At 41.8% G+C, this 23,280-nt stretch carries 21 protein-coding genes; 1 reads left to right on the top strand and 20 read right to left on the bottom strand.

The genetic code is table 11. The features are described 5' to 3' along the window. Positions 1-197 precede the first annotated feature (197 nt). On the top strand, positions 198-671 hold the full coding sequence (locus tag LAY41_RS29385) for a TspO/MBR family protein (RefSeq protein WP_249105805.1): 474 nt from the start codon (positions 198-200) through the stop codon (positions 669-671). A gap of 83 nt (positions 672-754) precedes the next feature. Here LAY41_RS29385 and LAY41_RS29390 read toward each other — a convergent pair whose 3' ends face one another. The 20 genes from LAY41_RS29390 to LAY41_RS29485 form a co-directional block, all read right to left on the bottom strand. After that, positions 755-2,110 carry a glycosyltransferase family 4 protein gene (locus LAY41_RS29390; RefSeq protein ID WP_249105809.1) on the bottom strand — a complete coding sequence of 452 codons (1,356 nt, stop codon included), beginning with the start codon at positions 2,108-2,110 and terminating at the stop codon, positions 755-757. A 613-nt stretch (positions 2,111-2,723) separates the two neighbouring features. Next, positions 2,724-3,734 carry an SGNH/GDSL hydrolase family protein gene (locus LAY41_RS29395; RefSeq protein ID WP_249105812.1) on the bottom strand — a complete coding sequence of 337 codons (1,011 nt, stop codon included), beginning with the start codon at positions 3,732-3,734 and terminating at the stop codon, positions 2,724-2,726. Further along, positions 3,731-4,315 carry a YdcF family protein gene (locus tag LAY41_RS29400; protein WP_249105816.1) on the bottom strand — a complete coding sequence of 195 codons (585 nt, stop codon included), beginning with the start codon at positions 4,313-4,315 and terminating at the stop codon, positions 3,731-3,733. Before LAY41_RS29400 ends, LAY41_RS29395 begins: the two co-directional genes overlap by 4 nt. Positions 4,316-4,326: 11 nt before the next feature. Beyond that, positions 4,327-5,055: a class I SAM-dependent methyltransferase gene (locus LAY41_RS29405; protein ID WP_249105819.1), complete on the bottom strand. Its 729-nt coding sequence runs from the start codon at positions 5,053-5,055 to the stop codon at positions 4,327-4,329. A gap of 44 nt (positions 5,056-5,099) precedes the next feature. Next, positions 5,100-5,918, bottom strand: a complete 819-nt coding sequence (locus LAY41_RS29410; RefSeq protein ID WP_249105821.1) for a 2OG-Fe(II) oxygenase — start codon at positions 5,916-5,918, stop codon at positions 5,100-5,102. A 61-nt stretch (positions 5,919-5,979) separates the two neighbouring features. Continuing rightward, positions 5,980-7,176: a glycosyltransferase gene (locus tag LAY41_RS32685; RefSeq protein WP_249105824.1), complete on the bottom strand. Its 1,197-nt coding sequence runs from the start codon at positions 7,174-7,176 to the stop codon at positions 5,980-5,982. A gap of 88 nt (positions 7,177-7,264) precedes the next feature. Continuing rightward, complete coding sequence (locus LAY41_RS29420) at positions 7,265-8,137, bottom strand: methyltransferase domain-containing protein (protein WP_249105827.1); 873 nt, start codon at positions 8,135-8,137, stop codon at positions 7,265-7,267. Positions 8,138-8,208: 71 nt separating this feature from the next. Then, positions 8,209-9,321: a glycosyltransferase gene (locus LAY41_RS29425; RefSeq protein ID WP_249105830.1), complete on the bottom strand. Its 1,113-nt coding sequence runs from the start codon at positions 9,319-9,321 to the stop codon at positions 8,209-8,211. A 125-nt stretch (positions 9,322-9,446) separates the two neighbouring features. Continuing rightward, positions 9,447-10,721 carry a glycosyltransferase family 4 protein gene (locus LAY41_RS29430; RefSeq protein WP_249105833.1) on the bottom strand — a complete coding sequence of 425 codons (1,275 nt, stop codon included), beginning with the start codon at positions 10,719-10,721 and terminating at the stop codon, positions 9,447-9,449. Further along, complete coding sequence (locus LAY41_RS29435; protein ID WP_249105835.1) at positions 10,666-11,949, bottom strand: O-antigen ligase family protein; 1,284 nt, start codon at positions 11,947-11,949, stop codon at positions 10,666-10,668. The genes LAY41_RS29430 and LAY41_RS29435 overlap by 56 nt, the downstream gene beginning before the upstream one ends. 171 nt (positions 11,950-12,120) lie before the next feature. Next, positions 12,121-12,795 (bottom strand): class I SAM-dependent methyltransferase, encoded by a 675-nt coding sequence (locus tag LAY41_RS29440; protein WP_249105838.1) that lies wholly within the window; start codon positions 12,793-12,795, stop codon positions 12,121-12,123. 57 nt (positions 12,796-12,852) lie between these two features. Beyond that, positions 12,853-13,986, bottom strand: coding sequence for a glycosyltransferase family 4 protein (locus tag LAY41_RS29445; RefSeq protein ID WP_249105841.1), 1,134 nt, complete (start codon positions 13,984-13,986; stop codon positions 12,853-12,855). Between the two features lie 3 nt (positions 13,987-13,989). Next, positions 13,990-14,673 (bottom strand): class I SAM-dependent methyltransferase, encoded by a 684-nt coding sequence (locus LAY41_RS29450; protein ID WP_249105844.1) that lies wholly within the window; start codon positions 14,671-14,673, stop codon positions 13,990-13,992. A 2-nt stretch (positions 14,674-14,675) separates the two neighbouring features. Continuing rightward, positions 14,676-15,779 (bottom strand): glycosyltransferase family 1 protein, encoded by a 1,104-nt coding sequence (locus LAY41_RS29455; RefSeq protein WP_249105845.1) that lies wholly within the window; start codon positions 15,777-15,779, stop codon positions 14,676-14,678. Between the two features lie 10 nt (positions 15,780-15,789). Then, positions 15,790-16,518, bottom strand: a complete 729-nt coding sequence (locus tag LAY41_RS29460; protein WP_249105847.1) for an FkbM family methyltransferase — start codon at positions 16,516-16,518, stop codon at positions 15,790-15,792. Positions 16,519-16,570: 52 nt separating this feature from the next. Continuing rightward, a complete protein-coding gene (locus LAY41_RS29465; RefSeq protein ID WP_249105849.1) occupies positions 16,571-18,355 on the bottom strand; it encodes a hypothetical protein in 1,785 nt (594 codons plus the stop codon). Positions 18,356-18,531: 176 nt separating this feature from the next. After that, the gene (locus tag LAY41_RS29470; RefSeq protein WP_249105851.1) at positions 18,532-19,599 is read right to left on the bottom strand and encodes an NAD-dependent epimerase/dehydratase family protein; all 1,068 of its coding nucleotides are present in this window, start codon (positions 19,597-19,599) and stop codon (positions 18,532-18,534) included. Continuing rightward, the gene (locus LAY41_RS29475) at positions 19,596-20,927 is read right to left on the bottom strand and encodes a glycosyltransferase (protein ID WP_249105853.1); all 1,332 of its coding nucleotides are present in this window, start codon (positions 20,925-20,927) and stop codon (positions 19,596-19,598) included. The genes LAY41_RS29470 and LAY41_RS29475 overlap by 4 nt, the downstream gene beginning before the upstream one ends. Before the next feature lie 61 nt (positions 20,928-20,988). Continuing rightward, on the bottom strand, positions 20,989-22,053 hold the full coding sequence (locus LAY41_RS29480; RefSeq protein ID WP_249105855.1) for an NAD-dependent epimerase/dehydratase family protein: 1,065 nt from the start codon (positions 22,051-22,053) through the stop codon (positions 20,989-20,991). 25 nt (positions 22,054-22,078) lie between these two features. Further along, entirely contained in the window at positions 22,079-23,182 is a 1,104-nt protein-coding gene (locus LAY41_RS29485; RefSeq protein WP_249105859.1) for a glycosyltransferase family 9 protein, read from the bottom strand. Between the last annotated feature and the right edge of the window lie 98 nt (positions 23,183-23,280).

Raw genomic sequence — 23,280 nt, forward strand, 5'->3', positions numbered from 1 at the left:
TAAACCTGGAAACAGCGCTTAGGCAAAGTCACTCAGTGAAGCAAGAATCCCCTCGGCTTTAGCCAGGGGAGTGTCAAAGTCTCTGCCTAAAGCCCGATCGCAATAGATATTCTCACCACAGAAGGATTAAATTCACGCTTTAAATTGGCAGGATCGCTACAGGCTAGGGCTTGGTGCCAAACAGCAAAGGTATGGGCATGATTAAATCGTGGATGGTAATTGGAGCAGTAACATTAATAGTTGCTTTAGCTAGCAACTTAATTACGCCTAGCGATGTCAAGTGGTTCAAACGCTTGCAGCGTCCGAAGTGGCTAACTTTTGAGGGCGCAATCCCTATCATTTGGACGGTAGTTTTTATTTGTGGAGCTTGGTCTGCTTATATTGTGTGGGAAAAAGACCCAGGCAGCGCCAAAACTTGGTGGCTGATGGCGTTCTATCTGCTAGTAGAAATTGCGATCGTCGCCTACCCCCCAGTGATGTTAAGGCTTCGCAGTCTCAAAGCAGGCACCATTGTTGGCGGGATTGGTTCTATCTTAGGGGTTATTTTGGCACTAACGGTCTGGCCTATTTCTGGCTGGGCAGCTCTATTGTTACTCCCTTATGTAATTTGGAGTCCGATCGGTACTTACACAACTTGGGAAATGATTCACCTCAATCCTAAAGATGAATAGGGACTTTCGCATAGTGCGTCAGAGGCATTAGCATTTAACTGCTGCCAGTAACAGACGCACCCATCTGCGAAATCGGTATTTTATTAATGAGCTTCTTTAACAGCGATCGCGCTTTTTGGTTTCACCTCTGTAAATAAGGCTTGGTTCAATACCTCTGAGTATTGCTGAGCAATTATTTCCAGCGTGAAATTTGATTTGAGGTAGGAACGACCCGCCTTACCCATTTGATGACCTAGCTGAGTATCGCTAGCCAAACGGCGAATAAAATTAGCTAGCCCCGTGGCATCCTCATTTCTGAAGGTCGCACCGCATTTAGCTTCCTCAATCAGTTGGCGTAAATAGGAACGCTCCTCACAAATTACTCCCACCGGACGACCAGCCGCTAAAATACCGTAAAGCTTGCTGGGAGCTACCAATCCTTCCATTCCCGGACTGATGCTCACTAAAGATAAGTCGCAAGCAGTCAGAGAGTGAGGAAGTTTCTGCTTGTCCTGGTACGGCAAGAACAGACAATTCTTCAAACCCAGGCGGATCGTTTCCTCCAAACAAGCTTGACGCTTTGCACCATCGCCAATAAAGACAAACTGGATCGGTTCATCTTGCAGAAGTTTTGCCACTTCTATAATTGTCTCCATATCGTGGCAGCGACCCATGTTGCCGGAGTAGAGAACCGTAAATTTGTCCACTAGGTTGTGTTTTTGGGCAAACCAATTGTTTTGTTTGGGGATAGGTACGATTCGAGTTGGATCGGCCCAACTGTGAATTACGGTAACCTTGTCAGCTATTTCTGGACATTTGGCTACGATACGCTCTTTCATAGAGGGGCTGAGGACTATCACCCCCTTGGCATTTTTCCAGATCTGTTGGTTAACTAGGTTCCACAAGCGAACTAACCAGTTGTGAACGGAGACGACTTGCAGTTCCACCGCGACATCGGGATATAGATCGTAGAGCAGACAGACATAGGGTAGGCCAAAGCAGAGGTTGGCTAGGTAGCCCAGCAGGGGCAAGAAAGGGGGTGCAGTGGTGAGGAGTAAAACGTCGCCTCTCCAACAGTTTTTGAGTAAATGGAATCCGGAACGCAGACAAAATAATAGACCGTTGACGGCTTTGCCGCGAATCCGCCGGGGCCAAAGCTGAGCGGTGCGCGATCGCCTAATCAGCATCTTGTCTTTTCGTTCGATCGTTGGAGCCGTTTCTTTTTGGAAGGCGTATCCAGGCTGTCCCGTGAAGATATGGACATACAAACCGTAATGCCTCAGCTGCGTAGCTAGCTCTTCGATGAGCTGGCCTGTAGCGGCATAGTCCGGCGGATAAAACTGGGTAATGATAGACAATCTGACTGGATGCTGCTGTTTTGGAATATTTCCATCCCTTGTGCCACTTTGCTGCTGAGTCACTAACTGGTGCAACGTATGTTCCCCTTGTAGAATTCCCATTTATCATGCCCTAAAGGTTTCTATTAGGTCAAAAAAATAAAATAATAACGCGACCAGGGCATCCCTTCCCGCAGGGCTGTTAATTTTTCCATATCCAGCCAAAAGAAGGGGAGACCTGTCTTGAGAAGCTCGATACGAAAGCGTCTCAAACCTCCATCCCTACATTCGTTTAGTGAGGTTTCCGGGTCGATACCCCGTCCACAAGAGCGATCGGGGAGGAAGCAAGGCGGGGTGTACCGCTTCCTGGTAAAGCCTTTAGTTTCGGTGAAAGGATCTAACGCAGTCCAGGCTGTTGCACGAGGCGACCGACTGTAGCTGACATCAGCCCTTTTGGGGTAGTTTTGTAAACCCACCCGAAATTCCAGTTCTGTACAAAGTGAGCAATCTCGCTGTGTTCGGAATCAGGTAGGTCTATGCCCCTGTGGGTAAAGTAGTTTACCTATAACCTCTACAAAACACTCCGCCATTATTCCGGATTTTCTACTGAAGAGAGTGTATAAATATAGATCCGCGTTGCCAAATCAGTATTCTCGCGGTAGCGTGTAAGCAGTGAGCGTGCTATACATATCGCTACCACTGGATCTGTGACGCAGCCGATGGAGTAAAAGATTCGTCAGGGGCTGGTTGGCTTTGGAGCAGAGTTCTTCGGTAAGCAGACTGGTAACTGGCGAGCTACACAGAGTCGATCGAAGAGTTTGTGGGCGATCGCTTGATTTCCTGGCTCGGTCAGATGCACCCAATCTCGAAAATAGGTTTCTACCGTCTTTGGCGGCAAGGTTGACCAAGCGGTATGAGTGTCAATAATAGGAACCTGTAAACTTTTTAGCAACCGTAAAAACTCGGACTTGTATTTAGGCTGTCTGGGTTTTGGCAATAGGTCATCGAAACTGGGCGTATACAGGACAAAAACAGGTATTTTCTGGGCACGAACCAGCTTCACTATCTGTTTTAAGCTTTCCATATTCTGCTTAAACTGTCCATTCGGGTTGGAAGATGTAGGCGGAGGGAGATCGCTTGAGGTAGCGTTAAGCCCTAACCTAACAGCTAAGTTCGGCCAAGTGTAACGAGTCCAAGCTTCCTGAATCGCCAGCAGTGGGGGATGGGTGGGATAAGATGGGTGATGCCCAACCACATCGCTGGTGCTGGTGGGCTGAGTTAGATCGTGGGTGCCAATTTGCAGGATGACTGCATTGGCGTTAAAAGTACCGAATTCCCGCAGATATCCTAAGGCGTTGCCGATTCCCCAAGAACCGGCTGAGGCGTTGAGAACTTCTGCCGGATGTCCGGATGCAGATAGTTTTGCTTCAAAAAGTTCTGTAATAGTTTGACTCTGATCTGTAGGATTACCGCCATTGAGAACTGAGTCGCCGGTCATTAATATTCTCAGTTTTCCGGGAGTCTTTTTTGGTGTAATTGGTTCGGAACGTTGAGAGTATTGGTTGTACGCAATATGTTTGCCAAATCGGAATAATTTTTGATTGGGTTGAAATCGATAGCCGGTATAGCGATCGGCTTCTGACAAAACTGGGTTTCCCAATCCGAAAGCTAGGCGCAGTATCACCTCGGTTGCTATCAAAACGCCAACGACAGAACCGGGTATCCAGTACTTGGCTGGTATCCTCATCGCCAAACCTCGAAAATCCGATCGAGGCTTGCTCCAGTACGACCTGTAACAATCCAAACTAAGGAACGACCAATATCGCGGAGAATGCGAAGCCAAGATTCGGGTGGTTCGCCGGAGGGAACGGAGACGGGGGTGAAGGCAATACCTTGGCTACCGAGAATAAGGGTAGCGATCGATAAAGCTCGTCGCATATGATGGGCGGAGGTAATCACGTAGAGATGTTGAATCTGCCGACTTTTGAAGTCAGCAACTAGAGTTGTAAAGTTGGTCACGGTATCAACGGCACGTCGATCTATATGCAGCCTGGTTTCTGGGATGTTATAGGCGCGAAAAATTCCAGCAGCTACTTCGAGAGGAGTGCCGGTAGAAACCCAGATTTCTAGTGTAGGATGGCCTAGAGCAAATTCACCTGTAAAGATTTCTCGCTCGATTCCTCCTCCAAGGGTAAGGATCGCTTGGGGTTGGGGTGCTTGCAGATGAGCTAGAGCCAATCGTACCGGAATTATGCTAATAAGCAGTACGATGAGGGCAGTGCTGACTAAACAGATTAACCTAAATCGCTTGAGTTTGGGCTCAAACACATTAGCCTTGGTTATGAATTTTCCACGTTACACACCCAAATTACCGTGCTGTTAAGCAAATTGCCACTCCAAGGAAACGGAGAGAAAATCCGCCGCTCTATTTTAACTTTTTCCTGTAACAATTTTTCGATTTTCCGATAATCAAATCCCTTATGACCCGTGTACTCTGATTTCATAGAGTGAGACGAGATAAAACTGTTAGTATCCCATAAAATAACTGCCTCAAATAGCTCTTTTAAATTATAAGATTCGTAACCGTAATTTCCTTTTAAATTAGCTAAATAACGTCCAATTTGCTTAAACAAAAGAGAAGGCCCGACTTCTATAGGCACAGAAATTACTATTTTAGCTCCAGGCTGGCAATAAATTAAAATTTGCTCCAAAGCTCCTTCAGGATTACCGATATGTTCTAGCGTTTCCGTGCAAAAAATTACATCGCAACTTTTTTGCGATATTTTTTGCGATATTTCACCAGGTTTACAGAATTGAAAGCCTGATATACCCGCAAAGATTTCCTGGGAAGCTGATAGCATATAGTCGGCCACATCAACGCCGATGCCGGAAGTTATTATGCCGCGATCGAAAGCTGTTCTGAGCAGCCAACCGTCACCGCAGCCATAATCGAGTGCCTGGGTATATTTAGCGTTGCCAAGGACATCCAGAACAGCGCTAAAACGGGAGCGATGTGCTAGGCGAGTTAGGGGATTACCCAGTTCGAGTAGACGTTGAGAGTAGGACATTTTATAATTTACAACTAGCGATATATTTGGAAAAAAGGTTGTTTTCACGGATTTTTGCGATCATTTTTACCTTTCTGCTCGTAGAGAACAGCGTGGGCGTCTTTATTTGGCCTTAAAGCACGAGCAACAGTGCGAACTAAATTATCTACCGGGTATACAATTTTATTGAGTATTTCATTTTTTCTGGCTTTAAAAGATGTAACGTGGTAATAATGCGTTCCATCAGCAGATTCCTCTGTGAAAAAGTACAAATTTATGGATTTGCGGGTATCGCCATCCAGCGTATTGACACGGCGATAGCTATGCCATGATTGTTTGTCTGTTGCAAAAATAACCATGCGATTAAAGATCGGTAAAATTGCTACCGATTCCGACATATCTGGCGACCACAGTTCCAAGTTGCCCCCATTTTCTTCAGCCCAATGTTTGTTTAAATAAACCAGCAAGTTCAAGCGACGATACCAGGGATTAACTGGGTGAGAACTATTATCTATGTGAACGTTTAAGAAGCTACCGTTTCCTCCTTGAGCGAGTCCAGCAGCGTACAATTTGCTATCTGTACGTAGATTTGGTATGCCAGAAATTCTAGAAATTAGAGCGAGAAACCGTTCTGAATGCAGGTGTTGTGATACAAGTTCGCTGAAAATTAGATTGAATTTGTTAATGGCAGGATCTTGAGCTTTATCTTGTCGGAAATCTTTTAGTACATCCATTTCTTCCATTGTAGGGAAGACGCTGAAAGCTTGGTTGGCAACTTCCTCGGACAAGAAGTTATCGATCGTGAGATGCCTGATTGGTTTTGCTTCTGCAAAACTTTTGGCTAAGTTATCAATTTGAGATTCCAGCAAATTGTAGTTAATCATTAAATTTTCCTGGCCAACTAATTAATGTTTCTATTTATAACACAGTTTAGCACTTTAATTTTCAGTTGTCTGGATACTGGGGAATGGGTTGTTTGTCAAGGATTGAAGTATAGACATCGGCCAGGTGAGGGCCGATCGCACTCCAAGAGTAGCGGCGCTGCACCAAATCTTTGCCATTTTCACCCAGATGTTGCCGCTGTTGGGGAGAGGTGAGCAATTGCGCGATCGCATCTGCTAAGGGTTCTACTTCTCCCTTCACCACTAAACCAGCTTTTGCCGCTGCAATTTCTGGTGCTATCTGGATATCTGGGGTGATAATCACAGGTAATCCGTGTGCCAGTGCTTCTGCTACAGCGATACCGAAATTTTCCGAAAAAGATGGCAAAACAAATATATCCGCTCCTTGAAGCAGCAACTCTTTATCTTGCCCCTCAACAAAGCCTGGAAAAGTTGTCTCTGCAGTTAACTCCAATGATGATACTAAATTCTTCAAATAATTGAGGTAATCTGTTTCACCCGACCCTGCCAATACTAGGTTAAATTTATATTGTTTTGCCGCCAGTTTGCCAAGTGCTTGTACGAGCAAATCCGGGCGCTTTTTGTAATGGAGACGCGAGAGAAATAGCACTACGGGCGTAGTAGAGCAAATGCCATACATTTCGCGCAGCTTTTGCTTAGCTTGCGGCCAGTATACTGGATGATTTACCCCTAAAGGTAGGGTAACGGTGGGCGTCTGAATTCCGAAATTACGAACGTCTTCTGCTTCGCCATTTGACGTACAATGAATGGCAGCTGCGCGGTTCAAGTTTTGCCGTTCAATTAGAAAGGTATAAATTTCTTTTTTAAGGCGACTTTGGGCAAGTGCCCAAGGAGCAAGTTGTCCCATTGTCCGAACTGTATAAGGAACGTTTTGCCAACGAGCGATCGCACCAGCACAAGTAGAAGCATAGGAGAAAAGATAATGGTTATCTAAAATGTCATAGTTCTTGATGTTTTCCCAAAGCCATTTAGTAATAGCTGGAGAGAATATGAACTCTTTCAGCGGTGGCGAACATCTTGGCAAAAACCAGATGGGAACTTGCTCGTACTCAATACGTTGGTTCAATGGCACATCTAGCAAAGTAGCGCCATTATCATTAGTAGTGACTATCTCCGCATCAACCCCGCAGTCCCGCAAGGCTTTCACTAGATTTAAAACTACTTGTGTCGGCCCACCGAGAGCCGTACTTACAGAGGGAATGATATGTAAAACTTTCACCTAGACAACTTCCAGTTTAGTGGTTTGCATTAATTCTGTCAGTGTTGTTTGAATCGTTAAAACCCCAAATTTTAAGTCCCTAGCAAAATTACTTATCAAGTCTATATAGCCCAATTAATTGGTCGGAAAGATTACATACCCATCGCCGGGGCAGCAAGTCCAAAACTGCCTCTAGGAGAAAACGAGTACCTAAAATCCACTCATTGTCAAAAAATGGCGTTCCTCCATATGTCACAGCCCCACGCCCGTAATCAACGTTTTTAAAACCTATTTTACCTAAAGTATCATCCCACTCTCTAATGGTTCGGAGGGATATATGTCCATACAAAAAGGCATTATTGGCTTCTACATTGACCTGTTGATGTTCCTCTTTCATCGCCTCTATCTCTGCCTGCATCTTTTGAAGACGAATTTTGCTCCAGTAGGCACTTTGAAACACATTAGGTTCATTTGGTGTGGTAAGAATAAGGTATCCATTTGGTTTTGTCACACGCTTGATTTCAAGCAAAAATAACTCTGGTTCTAGAAGATGTTCAATAACTTCTGAACAATATATTATATCTACTTCAGCATCTTGGAAAGGTAATTTTTTTGTGACATCACAGGATATAAAATCTACATTATCAGCTTTGTTGTATTCTTTTCTTAAATTGGCCACCTGTAATGAAGTTGGATCTGCTTCTAAACCTATAAAATGCCAGCCTGATGAAGATTTTTCCAAAGAATCACGAATTAAAAATAGGTCAATGCTTTCTCCACATCCAATATCCACAAACAAGCAAGGCGCTGCTTTGTCCATTTGAGAATCTAGGAATAGGCTGATATTACGTTCAAATAGTTTGACAATTTCTTGACGTTTACGATACCAAAAGTAATTACCTGAAGGCGTTGCACACCTTATGGTTCGTTCGTATTCAAATTTACCACCCAAAATTTTCATCAAATTTTCATCTAGATTCATCACAATGGTTCCTCTTTTAATTTACTGAGTAAGAATTTGAGTGAGCGAAATTGTACTATTCAGTACTTATATTAAGAAAATAATATCTTATCCTGTTCAATTAATCGCGCTAATGTTTGTTTAAATCTTTCAAAGCCATACTTTTCAATCACTTTCTGGCGTAAACTGTGAGGATTATACATTAGGGGGTGGGGATAGGTGCCTTGTAAAATCTGAATCAGCGTTTGGGCAATTTCTCCTATATTATCGGGGTCAACTAAAGCTCCCAGTTCGCCGTGGCAAAGGGCGTCGATCGCTCCATCTTGATTTCCTCCCAGGCTTGGTTTACCGCAAGCTAAGGCTTCCAGATAAACTATCCCGAATCCTTCACCTTTGCTTGGCATCGCGAAAACATCGCAAAGGTTGTAATGATCGCCAAGTTCCTCATCTGCAACAAATCCCGCTAATGTAACACAGTCTTGCAGGCTAAGTCTAGCAATTAACTCCATAATGCGGGGGCGATCGTTTCCCTTTCCAACCAGGATATAGCGGACACCTGGGATTTTACGGCGAATTTCAGGTAGGGCTTGAATAATTTGGTCATATCCTTTATATTGTTCGCTTTTGTCAAGTCTAGCTACTGTTAGGATAATGGAATTATCCGCCGTCAGTCCATAGCGGGCCATCAAATATTGAGGTTTGGGTGCAATTTGAAAGCGACTGGCGTCAAAAGTGTTTGGCAAGAGTACCACTTTTGCTGGGTCGAGGTTTTGCTCTTTGAGTAGGCGATCGCGCGTGTAGCCACTAACTGAGATAATGCGATCGGCATCCCGCAGAGCGGTTTGTAAGGTAGGGCGCTCAATATTCCAAGCATCCACACCATGAGCCACTGTCCAATAGGGAATACCTGCTATACGTTTAAGCAAGTAGGCAGCAACCGTGAAATTGATATGAGTGGCTATAACTAAGCTGGGTCGTTGCCAGAGTCCATGTCCGATGATTTGAGCGGCGAACACAGCCGTCCGTAAAGGTAAAGGTGAAGTTCCCGCCAAGTGAAATCGGACAGAACTTGAGGGAGCGAAATCAGATGATAAGCGAGTGTCGTGTTTTAGAAACACATGATAATTACCCTCTGGGTACAAAGTTTGGATTGCCTCTAAAAAAAAAGCTGAGTAAGTTTGAATTCCTCCTTTAAATTCAAACATATTCGGAAACCAAAGATGTATTAGTGATTTTTCGTCGGCCATCGTGCTGTATAGAATTGCAATTTATATAATGGAAAAGTTTTCCATCTTTTCAGGGGACACTATCGCTGTCATTCTTCTGAAAGTTAAGGATTTTCACCACTATTGCCAAGACTCAAAAGCTGCTTTACCCGACTTGCCAATCTCTGTCGATATAGACTCCAAGTTAGCTGTTCAGCTTGCTTTCGAGCAGATTGTCCCATTTCGGCTAATTCTATGGTATGGCTATAACACCACTCTAGTTTTTCCTTAACAGCTTCTACATCACGAACAGGTACAATAAAACCCTCTACACCATTAGTAATGATATCAGAAACACCCGCGTTAAGCGTAGTAATAATAGGAATACCACAAGCCATCGCTTCTAACACCACTAGAGGAAGTCCTTCAACAAGACTTGGCAGAACTAGAACATTGGCACTACTATAGTACTCGTTTAATGAGGTATGCGGTACGGACGGAACATAGCGAACCCCATCTCCATATTTCTCTAAGTAACCTTCGGGAAATTCATTAATTCCAACTATCAGTAATTCCGCCTCTGGCAATTGCAATTGCTGCCATGCTTGCAATAAGTAGTGGACGCCTTTGCGAGGCCCAACACGACCTACAAACAAAGCGCGAAAAAGTTTGTCCGTCTTAGGTTTTGGATAGAAATAATCGATTGGTGCGCCAAAGGGAATTACGCTAATTTTTTCTGTTTTAATACCTCCTTCAAGCAATGAATTCTTCACAAATGATGAAGCAACAAAAATGTGGTCTGCTAACTGAATTTCCTGTTCTTTTCGCTCACTTTTCCAAGCTGGTTCATTAGCTGCTTGTAACGCCGAGGCAAATTCTGGAAAGCGGTTAGCTTCTTGAGTTTGAATATCGCGACTCATGCGATAAAAAAGAATAGGCAAATCGTATAAGCAGAGAATTCCTTGCTGTTTAGCAGCTTTAAATGTGGTAAATGCTCCATCTTCATAAGCATAGACTGCATCTAAACCTTGCAAGTGATGCTGGGAGACATGACGATCGATGGCAGCATAAATAAAATCTACAGTTTCTTGTAAACTAAAACCTAAATAGTTGTTTAATCCCGTCCGTATTAAAGCTATTCGCATCGCTTCTTGCCAAGGATGACTGCGAATAAAAACGCCGTTTGGCGCAATCCATATCCGCCGCCCCAGTTCATCAGCAACTCGGTTTTTAATTGTTTTTGGCAGTAAATTTAAGTAGCGCGACACCCATCCTTTAGGATTGTAGGCAATTGTCGTAATTATCTCGTAGAGTAAACCAGCTTCCGACAAAGCGAGTGCAGCTTCACGGGAATTCGGATTGCCCATCGGATGAATCAGGGAGATACGCGGACTCGACATCTGAGTTTAACCATTGTAATTGTTGTTGCCAATTCGTCACTTGCTCCAGTCGAGGCAATAAAAAGATGAAGCTAGTGAAAAACCAATAGTAAAGTGCAAAAGTATGGTGAAAAACAAGCTGTCCATTAATCCAAATTGCATGGATAAGAAAAGCCGAAAGTGCTAATTGGCGAAGTAAAGGTCTTTTCAATTTACAGAATACCAGGAAAAGAGCAATAATTATACTTATTCTTAACCCATACCATAAAATAAAACCGATCGGGCCTAGTTCCAAAGCAATTCTGCCCATTTCTCCCTCATAACCGACTGGAATAACTTCACCTGTTGGTAAATTTAACGCATTGCGAAGCGCTGCACTTCCTAAGTGTGTTGCACCAGTACCAAAGCCGTCAACTGCTTTGTACTTGATAAAGCTAAGCGCCTCTGTCATAGTGCCAAAAACGCGGGTGGATATGTCGCTGTTAGCGGTTGTACGGCCAACAAAAGCATCCACGGCTCGTCGAAACCCGACGAAGCCAGCTATAGAAACAACTACGCTTGGTATAAAGAAAGGCTTGAGCAAACGGACAATACCTGAAGGATTGCTTAGACCATTAATACCTAAATAACCCAGTAAAAATAGAACCGCGCTAAAAACAGTGCTGCGAGAGCCGGTCATCAAAGAATTTATAGTTACTAAAAGTATTTCAGTAATAGTAGCCCAGTACCACCACTTTAACTGCTTAAGTGAAAGTAAGGGGATCAGTAAACCAAAACAAGCCAGTAAGTAGGCTGCGTAATTGTTAATGTATGAAAAAGTTCCTGTTATTCGTACACCTCCAGCTTTTAGATCGTCACCGATAAATGTAGCAACCTCTACATTAGCAACTTCGCTTTGAACATATGAGTTAATGGGACTAGAGGCTGGACTGACAAACTGAACAATACCCAGAATGCCAACCGGAATCATTAAGAAAAGGTGCAATCGCAAAAACTTGTATAGTTCTTCTTCTGTGGGAAATAAGGCTGGCATCATCCAGATTAACGGAATATAGAAGAGATAGGTTTTTAGTCCAAACACGCCCACAATAGGCGAACCTAAACTCGGATTAAAAGCCTGCAACAGGCACCATCCTGCTGCCATAAAAATTATGGCATTGACAAAGTGATTTTTGATTGGAAATTTTCCTTCAGAACGCAAAGCTACATAATATTTAATATAAGCTCCTAAAAGAACAAAATCTTTCAAAAAATAAATTAGTTCGCTAGCTTGAGGTAACACCCATTTTCGTAGTGCCCCCTCAATAACTACCAGTAAAAATACCACCTTAACAGAACGACGCCAATTGGAAAAGGAAAAGAAAAATATAAATCCAACAGCTAGCAGAGCGATTAGCAGTTTCACTTAATAACTCCTCCGTCAACTAATTGATTCTGCAACTGTCATAATTGACTGGTAATTTTTCTTCAAAAGACCTAAAGAATAAGAAAAATTAACAGCTTTTTCTTGAGACAAAGCCGAGCTAAGTTTGCTTAATAAAAAAGGGCCATACAGTTTATTTTGACGAATAGGACGCCAGCTACAGTGGAGTAGCAGATTAGTAATTGTCTGAAATGTCCAACAATAAAAATGTTGGTCGTTATCAGGGTTAAGACTAGGGCTTAATTGTACTTCTACTGGAAGAATTAAGATTAATTTACCTCCAGGTTTTACATAGCGGTGAAATCTTTTCAAGTCTTCTGCTGGAGTTGGAGAGTGTTCGAGAGAATGAGATGACAGCAAACAATCGAAATGATTCTGCGGTATCTCTTCTATATTACTTACAACTTTTTGGCCGCGCTGTCGCAGAAAATTTACAGCAAACTCAGAATAGTCAAAAAATGTAACGTCTGGGAGAGCAGCTGAAACTTGCCCTAATCCACAACCATAATCTAAAACAGAAAGGTTAAGGTCGAGATTATTAGCAGAAAAAATTGCCTTTTTCCAGTAGAGAGAAAGCAGGTTATAATATTTTTCATCTGCAAAAACTCGACCATAATGAGAAATATAGTAATCTTCATTATAGGAAAAACTGGAACTTTCTTGCGAACTCATTTTTACCATAACACTTTCCTCAAATCGATAGTCATTATCAAACACCTAGTAGGAGAATTAATTAGATTTTTGGCAAATTACCTCTTCATACAGTTCAAGATATCTTTTTGTAAGCTTAACTTCATCAAAAGCGTTTAGTTGAATTGTAGCATTTTCAAGCTGTTGCTCAGCTAAAGCTCGATCGGTAATAAGTCTAACCATACATTCATAAAGGGAACGAAAATCTCCATTTTTGAATTTGAGTCCAGCATCTCCTACACATTCTGCGTGTCCACCAAACGCAGAAACTATGATGTTTTTACCAGCTGCTAACAATTCTAATGTTACTCCTCCAAATGGTTCTTCCCAAACTGAGGGAACAACGGCAATATGCGAGTTACCAATAATTTCAACTAATTCATTGCCAGATCTAGAGCCTAAGAAAACAACATTATTTGTCAAGGCTAGTTCTTCGACAAGGTTTTCTAAAGATGGTTTCATATCTCCATCTCCGACGATCGCCAATTTTTTGCTGCTGTAAGTTGGCTCAGAAATTAGTAAGTGAAAAGCCCGGATTAAATCGGGAACACCCTTTTCGCTAACTAGCCTTCCAACGTAGATAAAATCGTATTGGCGATTTTCGATTTTTCTGGCTGCTTTGAATTTATTTAAGGAATAAGGTGTATAAGCGACAACTTGTTTTCTGCATTCCTGTCGTTTAGCTACCCAGTTTGAACAAGCAATATTTAAGTCTACATTATTGGCTACATACCGCCTCACAGCTAACTTAAAGGATTCTTTTAAAACATAACTTAAGCCATTTTTTCTTAAGTGGTAATTTACAGAAGCAATGGGAGTCATGGGAGCAGGTTCGCCATCCACCCAGCCCAAACCATCTATACAGGAAACTTGGTAGCCATTGTGAGTCCATATAAAAGGTTTATTGTTTAATTTAGCAAATGGAAACATGGCTACGCTCGCGCCATTTGAATGTACTAAAGAGCATTGGCGTGTAAGTTCAAAACGTTCTTTTAATGTAGGTTTTCTAATTACTTTATAAATACGCAGTTCTTCTTCTCGATCGGTGATTGTTTCGGTCACAACAAGGCATTCATGTCCCAAGCGAACGATATTTTCAGCTAAAGTGGCTGTGATAGTTTCAACACCACCTGTAGAAGGCCAAAAAACGGAAGAGTAAAGTAGGATTTTCATCTTTCAAGCGGGTTTTTGAGCGATCGCTAGGAAGTTATCGCTGAACCGAATACCTTTCAGAACGCCTCCAGAAATTGTTTGCCAATTAAGTGTGGGAAATTTAGGAATACCACCAACATCTGTAAATACAAACTTGGGTGTATAAAAGCCCGCTTCCTTGAGAATGCGCTCAACGTCTTTGCGTAGGAGTGGGGTGATGTGTGCTGGATAGGAGGTATCGCCAAAAAGTACAAAATGCCCTTGAAATATAACTGCCAATAAAGCTCGCCAACTTTCATTATTTGGTGTGCTAAAAACAAGAGTTCCACCGGGACGGAGTAAGCGAAACCATTCCCGTGCAACTGCTCTGGGGTTTTCTAAATGTTCGATTACTTCTGCGGAAACGATCGCATCGAATGTTTGAGCGGGGATGTCGATTGGATAATTCAAATCTCCGGCGATCCATTTAATAGAATCATCGATTTTGGGAGAATGCTGGATGAGATCGATCGCAGTAATGGAACTGAAGCGATCTAATCCCCGAAGCCGCCGAGTTAAATTTCCCGTACCCGCACCAAAATCCAGAATATCGCCTTTGAGATCGAGTTGTGTCAATACCCGCTCAAATGCTTCGTAGACTGGATCGCTACTAATACCGCCACTGGTTTGTGCTGCTAGCTGACGCTGGGTTTTGAGTGATCCATCCATACTTAATTATTTTGGCTCAACAGTTGTGTGGCAAAGGTTTTAGCTTGTACCGATAAGTTATGGGTTTGATACCAAGTATAGGCGTTGTTTGCGATCGCTTGCCCAACTTCCAAACTCAGTCTACCTGTCGGACGATCTGCTAGCCAGTAGTGTTTCCCTGCTGACAAACCATTTAACTCTAACTCACTATAAAATATCCCAATAGGAATTAATCCGTGAGCGCAATAAGCAGCAAAAATGGTCGATTTAGCTAGATACTCTGTATTGTAGTCAAAAAAACCGGCTATAGAACTTAATAGAATTTTACTAATCTCTGGTGCCGTTCTTTTGCCCATTACCACTACTGGTATACCATTGACGACGGAGAGATAAAGGCCAGTTGGTGGCCCTACATCTAATATTTCCTCAATCTCCAACTCTTGGCAAGTACGTTCCAGAGCGGCTAAAGATCTCTGATAAACTCGTCGCCTGTTGCTGCTTCCTCCAAACACTACTAATCGTCGGAGACGGTGTGTAAGTGGTGGGACTTGTGCTGGTTCGCCGATATTAGAAAAAACTGGCAAGGTAGGGATTTGTATTTGTTTGCCTGAAGTAAACTGATACAGAAGTTGGGCGTAACGTTCTTCGCTAGTGAGACAGCGATCGCTCAATTTCGCCAGCCGGACAGCCAAGTTCTTTTGCAGGGGGGATAGCCAAAACGAACTTGCCCATATTGGCCCTGTGGCGTAAAGTTCGTGGAACATAGTCACCAAAGTGCGATCGCTGCTGGCACGCCGCCATTTTTCCAAGCCGTTAACTAACCACAAAGGACAGCCCCGCTTGGCATAGCCATAGCCAACATAGTGTAGCAGAATGGTAGGCGATCGCTGACAATTACCATCCAGCACGGATAGCAGGTTAGCAACAGAACGTACAGTCACCTTGTTAATCGGAAATCCCTCGATTTCTTTTGCTCCAGCCCAATAAGGGTTGCCGACAACGAAATGCGTTTCTATGCCAAAATCGACGCGGAGTTGCCTAGCTAGGTTAAGGGCATGATCTCCTACTCCGTCGATCGCTGGGGGAAGGCCGGGAATAATGCAAGTAACTGGGGCTGGAGTAGTCATTTTCAAATTTCTACCTAGATGCCAGTAACAAACCGTAATCCGTAATTGGAATCTGCTTCTTAATCTTAAAGCCTAAATTCTGAACAACCTCCCGAACCTGATCGTGAGTGCGATCGGGCCAGAGATGGTATTCCATCGAAAGGTTCTGAACTGACTGCCACGCATCTCGATCTTGAAAAATTTGCCATTCTGCACCTTCACAGTCTAGCTTAACGATATCTATGGAACCACCCAGCCGATCGATTGCCTGACGAAAAGCCACCTGCGGTATGTCACCCAATTCATCAACTTTAGAGCGTGTCTGAACTGAATCTTCGTGTAAGTCGAGAGTTACCTTTCCTGCTTCTAGTCCTACTGCCTCCATAAAGTATTCAAAGCCAGCCGCATCTGCTTGGTTCTTGAGGTACTTTTCCAGATACTTATTTGGCTCGTAAGCATGAATAATTGCCTGTGGGAACATATTTCGTGCGGCCAGACTAAATAAGCCTACATGGGCACCAATATCTAACACTTTATGAATCGGTTTGGATAAGTTTTTCAATCCGTAGCAATCATCAAGAATTACGTCTATGAATGCTACTTTTACTCCTGTCTCTTCGGGCAATATCACTGATTTTTGAGAACCATTTACAAGCAGAGTATCCGGTAGCTTAAACCTTCCCGCACTTGGGAATTCAATCCCTAATCTTATAGCTCTGTTTTTACGGCTTAATAACTGAAAAACTCTTTGTAAAATCATGAATTATGCTCCTGACGATGTAAGTTTTTTTTAAGACTATTGTATGTTTTCATTACTCCTTTATTACTTTAACTTTGGGATTTCCATCCAATTTAATAAACTGTTTGCTGTCTCGGTCATATACCCAAGCCTTAATCACGGTTTCTCCCACTGGAAAAAGTTTGCCTGAGATATTCACTTCCCATCCAAAACGATCCCATCCAATTTTAGAATAACGACCTAATAAGTTAAGCTTCCTCCCCACATCAGGTCTGGGTAATTTGACAACTGCATTAGCAAAGAATGATTTCCGATCACCATAGGAGAATAGAACTACTCTTGGCTGTTCGCGACTATCTGGTAAAATAGCCCAACCGGATACTTTGATAGTAAGATTTTTTGGCAAAGTTAGGGGTTTGTTACTTGCAGATGGGCTTTCAATAGCTCCGTAAGTTTTAATAGGGTTTGTTGTGAAGGCTAGATCTTTTGGAAAAACTCTAAACCTCAGACGACTCAAGGGTTCAACCGAGTTTCTCAGTTGCTCTATAAACAAATTACCACCAGCAATTGTTTGCAAGCAACTGTCAGGTAAGTCATCGACAGATTTATTTAAATAATGGATTATTTCTACACAAGTCTTACCGCTAGTCGCTTGCAACCAGAAGACTCTGCCGTCTGCGATCGCGGCAGTAGAGTAGGCAATAAAAATGGCTGTTAAGGCTCCAAACAGAAAGGAACTTCCTGAAATTATCAGTACTCTTTTATTTGGCCATTCCTTTTGATCTTCTATTAATAATCGCCACATTTGTATACAGGCAATTACTATCAATATTGTTCCTGTTGTATATCTAGATTGCAGAGCATTGCCTACACCATAGCCCGATCTCCCTAAACTTATCACTAAAGCAACCAAAGCTGAAAACCAACCTAGTGATAACCAAGGAAGAGCATTACGAGCGAATTCTGAATGGTAGTTTTTCAACCAGTAACCATTCAAAAACACAAAATTTATAATGATGAACAAGCCGACAATTCCCGGATTAATAACTAGCCCTACAGAAGAAGTGCCGACAATCATCAATATAAATGATGCCCAAATTAACGGTTTTTTTAGGAAGAAGAGAATGTCAGCACTTTGTGCTGGTGTTTGGTAACCAATGCTGTAAATAATACAGCAAACAATAAATAAAATTACCCATAACAAAAAATTTATTTTTCTTGCCTTTGCATTACTTTCAAAAAAAGCCAATGAGGGAATTATAGCTACCCACGATAGCAGACCGTGAAATGAAGATAAACTGGCAATAAAACAACATAAGGCTGCGATTAATAGCCTAAATTTATTTGGTAATTTATTGGGAATAGTCAGAATATAAACCGCTAAAATTACACAACTATTTATTAAGTACCAAGCTAGTTGAAATCCCCAAATCCAGTTATTAAATTGAACCAAAGAGAAAAATAACATACTGATTGCAATATTAGATATGTGAAATAAAAAAATATTTTTATTGACCTGAATATCTGCTATTTTATACATAGCATAAAAAGATATTATTGCCAAACAAATGCTACACAATTGCTCAAGCTTTATGTTCCAGTTTGAAAAGAATGCAAGAATTGTGAATATTATTCTAGGGAATAGCATCCGATGCTCAAAGTTTTGAGCAAAAAAATCTCCAAAATTTGCATTTCCCCCTGCAACACGGTCAAAAAGATTTACTAATGTCCATTGATCTCCAATAGGAACATTGACACTAAAGCTATAAAAAAACCACAGAAGCAAGGCAATTGGAATGAGATAACCAATCAGTATACATATTTTTATTTTAGAAAAATAAGCAGAACGGTTTGACACAATAACCCCCTTGTTTTATTATTTAATACTTCGGCTATCAAGCAAGCTGCACATCAAAATAACTTCTGGTTAGGCATTTTAATCTTGGCTTTCCACACTTCAATATTTGGTAATTTTTTAGTATTAATAAATATCCTCCATTTTTATTTATAATTTATCTACTAAATTTTATAAGCCTACAAAAAGATATTACTAACTACATCCTTATATTTATGAATCCATTCATAAATATCAGTCAAGGTAGTCTCAGCATTTCTTTTTGGTGCCCATTCAAGAGTTTGTCTAATTTTACCAGCATCCGTAATAAAAATTGGCACATCGCCCGATCGAGTTTCCGCTACTGGAGTAATTGTAATCTGATGTCCGGTAATCTTTTGGCAAAGCTGAGTTGTTTCATACAGGGAAAGTGTATTTTCGCAACCGCCACCTACATTAAAAGTTTTTCCTTTCAATTCTTCTAGCCTATCAATTTGGATATCGATCAATTCTAACAAATCTGCAATATGTAGGAAATCTCTTACTTGTTTGCCTGTTGCTCCATAACCGATATATTTGAGCGATCGCTGAAAGTAATGAGCAGCCATCCATAAAGCAAATACACCTTGATCCACCTTACCCATTTGCCAAGGGCCAGTCAGCACGCCACAGCGATTAATCAATGTAATTATACCATAAGCATCGGCATATTCAGCGATAAGTAATTCTGATGCCAACTTAGTCGCGCCATAAAGCGATCGCGCTCCATCTAGCGGAAATTCCTCTGCAATCCCCTGACGTGACACACCGGGCAAAGACTGCTCATCCAAAAGTTGAAAGCGCGTTTCAGTTTCGCTAAATTTCAAAGCGTTGAGATGAGCGATCGGATAGACCCGACTTGTGGACAGAAAGATAAAATTGGCCTGAGTCTGTCGAGCTAATTCTAGACAGTTAATAGTTCCTACCAAATTTGTTTGCAGTACATAACCAGGAGAGGTATATCCAGCTAAAACTGATGGTTCGGCAGAACATTCTATGATTAAATCTGGTTGCAGTGCTAACGGATCGAGGTCTTCTTTATTCCGTACATCACCATGAATAAATTCAATTCCTGCCTGCTTCAATCTTGGCAAATTTAACTCTGATCCCCGGCGCTTTAAGTTATCTAAAGCAGTAATTTTCCAGTCAGGATAGCGTTCGGCTAACCCCAGTCCCAAAGAGCTTCCTACAAAACCCGCTCCTCCTGTAATTAAAACTTTTCTACTCATCGCATTTGACTCCTGACTGGTGGCTGAGAATACTTCCTTACATAGTCTCCTCTAGAAAGCATTTTTTCCAAAAAGATATAGAGGACGATGAACAAGTAACGGCTCCCCATTTCTTTAATCTTCAACTTAGAAATTCCCTTTTTTCGATTGCGCCATATAATTGGAACTGTTGTATAAGAATAACCCCTAATTATTGCTTTTAAAGGTATTTCAACCGTTAAATTGAAGTGATGAGATAAAATAGGATTCACACCCTCTATCACTTCTCGACGGTATATTTTAAAAGCATTGGTTGTATCGTTATATTTTAAACCAAATAATACCTGAATAAATAGGTTTGCTAGGCGATTCACTACTAACTTATGAATTGGGTAGTCAATTACTTTTCCACCTTTAATAAACCGGGAACCAAACACGCAATCATAGCCTTCTTGCAGCTTGTAATAGTAATCCACTAGATCTTCTGGATCGTCAGAACTATCTGCCATAACAATTGCCACGACCTCTCCTTGAAAATTTTCTAAGCCGCAGCGCACGGCAAAGCCAAAGCCATTGGGATAATAGTTGTTAATATAACGCACTTTACTGTTTTCATAATTTATTTTTTGTAATAGTTCTTCGGTGCGATCGCTACTATTATCATTGACTACCAGGATTTCGTAAGGAATACTTTTTTCTGCTAGCAACTGACAAATAGACTCAAGGGTCTGTACGATACAACCTTCTTCGTTGTGTGCGGGAATTACTACAGAGAGAATATCTAATTTTCCATCATTTGTTAATTGCGCTCGTCCTATCTCTCCCGCATATTGTCTTGGCAAACCAGAAGTATTTTCCAAACCAGGCCCTAATCCCTCTGGGTAATAAAGTCCAGGCGATGTTTCTGGATTACTCTGGTATTTTTTGTTTTTAACCTGCGTATTAAACACCAGTTTATCGGTAATCAAATAATTGAGACTTGCGCTTACCAGTACCCCCACAATAGTATTAATTGCATAATTTACCCCCAGCTTATCTAGGATAGGAAATAGAATAAAAATTCGAGCTATGATTGCTGCTCCGGCTGATATATGGTATAGGGGTAGCTGCCGTAATAAAACTTTTTCAACTGTCCAATCACCACCAGGCCAAACCCAAATTCGGTAGATGAAAAAACTTAACACCAATGATAGTTCAATTGACACTATATTCGCTACATTTCGTAAAACAGGAGTATCAAATCCCCGGAGCTCGATTAGAGCAAATATGAGCAACAAGTTAAATGCTGCTGCTACGCCTCCACCGATAATAAATTTGAATACCCGATTCCGAAATAGCTTTGATAACATTGCTTTCAAGTTCAAAAACAACAAGTAATGCCAATTGAAACGTCAGTTACTTTATCTAATTCTAAACCCATCGACCGACATTGTGGGTAAAAATCTCTTTCAAAATATCTGTGATTCCATAAGTTAGATTCCACTCTGGATAGTGACTTTTGAATTTTTCGATATTACTTATCCACCAGATGTGATCTCCTATTCGATTTGATTCTTGATATTCCCACTTAAGCTTTTTGTCCGCAATTGCTTCACACTCTTGAATTGCTTCTAACATAGAACAGTTACTAAACCTGCCGCCACCGATGTTGTAAACTTCTGCTACACGGGGATTTTGGTAAAAATGGTAGAAGGCGTTGACTAGATCGTAGCTGTGAATATTATCCCGAACTTGTTTCCCTTTATAACCGTAAACATTGTAAGGTGTTCCAGTCATTGTACATTTCATTAAATAAGAAAGAAACCCGTGTAATTCAGCCCCGGAGTGACTTGGCCCAGTTAAGCAACCGCCCCGAAAACTAGCGGTTCTCATACCAAAATAACGACCATACTCCTGAACCAATATATCAGCGGCGACTTTAGAAACCCCAAACAAAGAGTGTTTGGTTTGGTCTATACTCATTTTTTCGTCAATACCCTTGTTATAAGGGTGGGTTTCATCAATCTCCCATCTCAATTCTTGTTCATTCAATGGTAAATAATTTGGGGTATCTCCATAAACTTTGTTGGTTGAGCAAAAAATAAATACAGCCTCCGGGCAAATTAGGCGAGTATTTTCTAATAATACCAGAGTGCCATTAGCGTTGACTGTAAAGTCGGTGTGAGGATCGCTAGCGGCCCAGTCGTGGGAAGGTTGAGCAGCAGTATGAATAATCAGGCTAATATCTTTACCGTAGGTGTTAAATACGTGAGCTATAGCTTCCCGATCACGAATATCAATTGCATGATGGATATACTTTTCTCCATAATCTTCTAATAAGCGATCGCGGTTCCATTCTGTGGAAGCAGCTTTGCCGAAAAAAGTCTCTCTCATATTGTTGTCTATGCCCACAACTCTATAACCTTTCTCGCAAAAGAAACGTACTGATTCGGAACCTATTAGTCCAGCAGAACCTGTCACAATAATAATGCTCATAATCTCCGGTGTACCTGTGTGCAGATTAAATTTCTAACAACTTACAAACAATTGACATCACCTCGGTCGGCGTATAAATTTCCTGTCGCTCTCCCTCCTTACCAAATATATGACATATCCCCTCATAACCCCACTGAGCAGTATGTAGTTTAGCTGAAGTAAAACAGTCTCCAAGTAAAACAACCGTAGGTATAGAGAAGGCAGCAGCGGCGTGCATTAACATACTAGAGTTACAGATTGCCAAATCAGCAGCAGCTACCAGCGCGAAAGTTTCTCTTATTGTCAAATCTCCCGCCAAATTTTGCACTAAGCTGGAAATTGCCGCTAATTGTCTTCCGGCCTCGCGATCTTGCTTGCCTCCAACAATAATAACCTCCAGATTGCCGATCGCAGTCAGCATTTTAACTAGATCTGCGTAATTTTCCAATGGCCAGCACTTCTCAACAAAACCTCCTCCTGGCCCGATAACAATGCGCTTTTGTTGATTTGCTCCCTCACCTTTCTGTGCCCACCGATGCTCACCCGCCTCGCGCTCACTTGGACTCAAGAATATCTGCGGTCTGCATTCGGGGAATTCAGTGGCCCCTAAAAGATCGGCAAACCGGAGAGATGAACGACCAACCTGTTCGTACTCGTTATACTCAACGTACTGTTGCACTGCCGTATGTCCACCTGCATATCCCCGAACGCCCAAGCGATAGGGGATGCCCGCCCGCATCATTAACAGGGAACCAAAATAGCTGCCTAAAACATCAATTCCTATATCAAAGCGGCGGTTGGCTAATTCTTCACTCTCCGAAGAAAAAGTTATGTAGTTGAGCGCATTCGATAAGCTTTGATTAGGAATAAACTTGTTATGCCAGGGGGCGTTAATTGGCAATATTTCTGAAATATAAGGATTTAACTTGAGAATTTCGACATTCCACTGACCGACACCAGCCACAATATAAGCATCAGGAAAACACCGTCTTAATGCCTCAAAAAGTGGTGTGATTACTAAAAGATCGCCAAGGTCATTATTTCGCAAAACCAAGATTGAATTAGGTTTTTCTGGTTTATTATTTTGCTGATTCACCATCCGACTTAATAACCAGATAAAAATATCTATTACCCTTCGTTTTAATGACATATCTTTTTTATAAACAACTTAAAAATGAGTATACTAAACTAAGACGAGACAGCAGACAACTGTTTTGAGGAATCAGGAGTCAGAACTTAGGAGTATAG

Source organism: Argonema galeatum A003/A1 (genome assembly GCF_023333595.1).
Lineage (GTDB): Bacteria > Cyanobacteriota > Cyanobacteriia > Cyanobacteriales > Aerosakkonemataceae > Argonema > Argonema galeatum.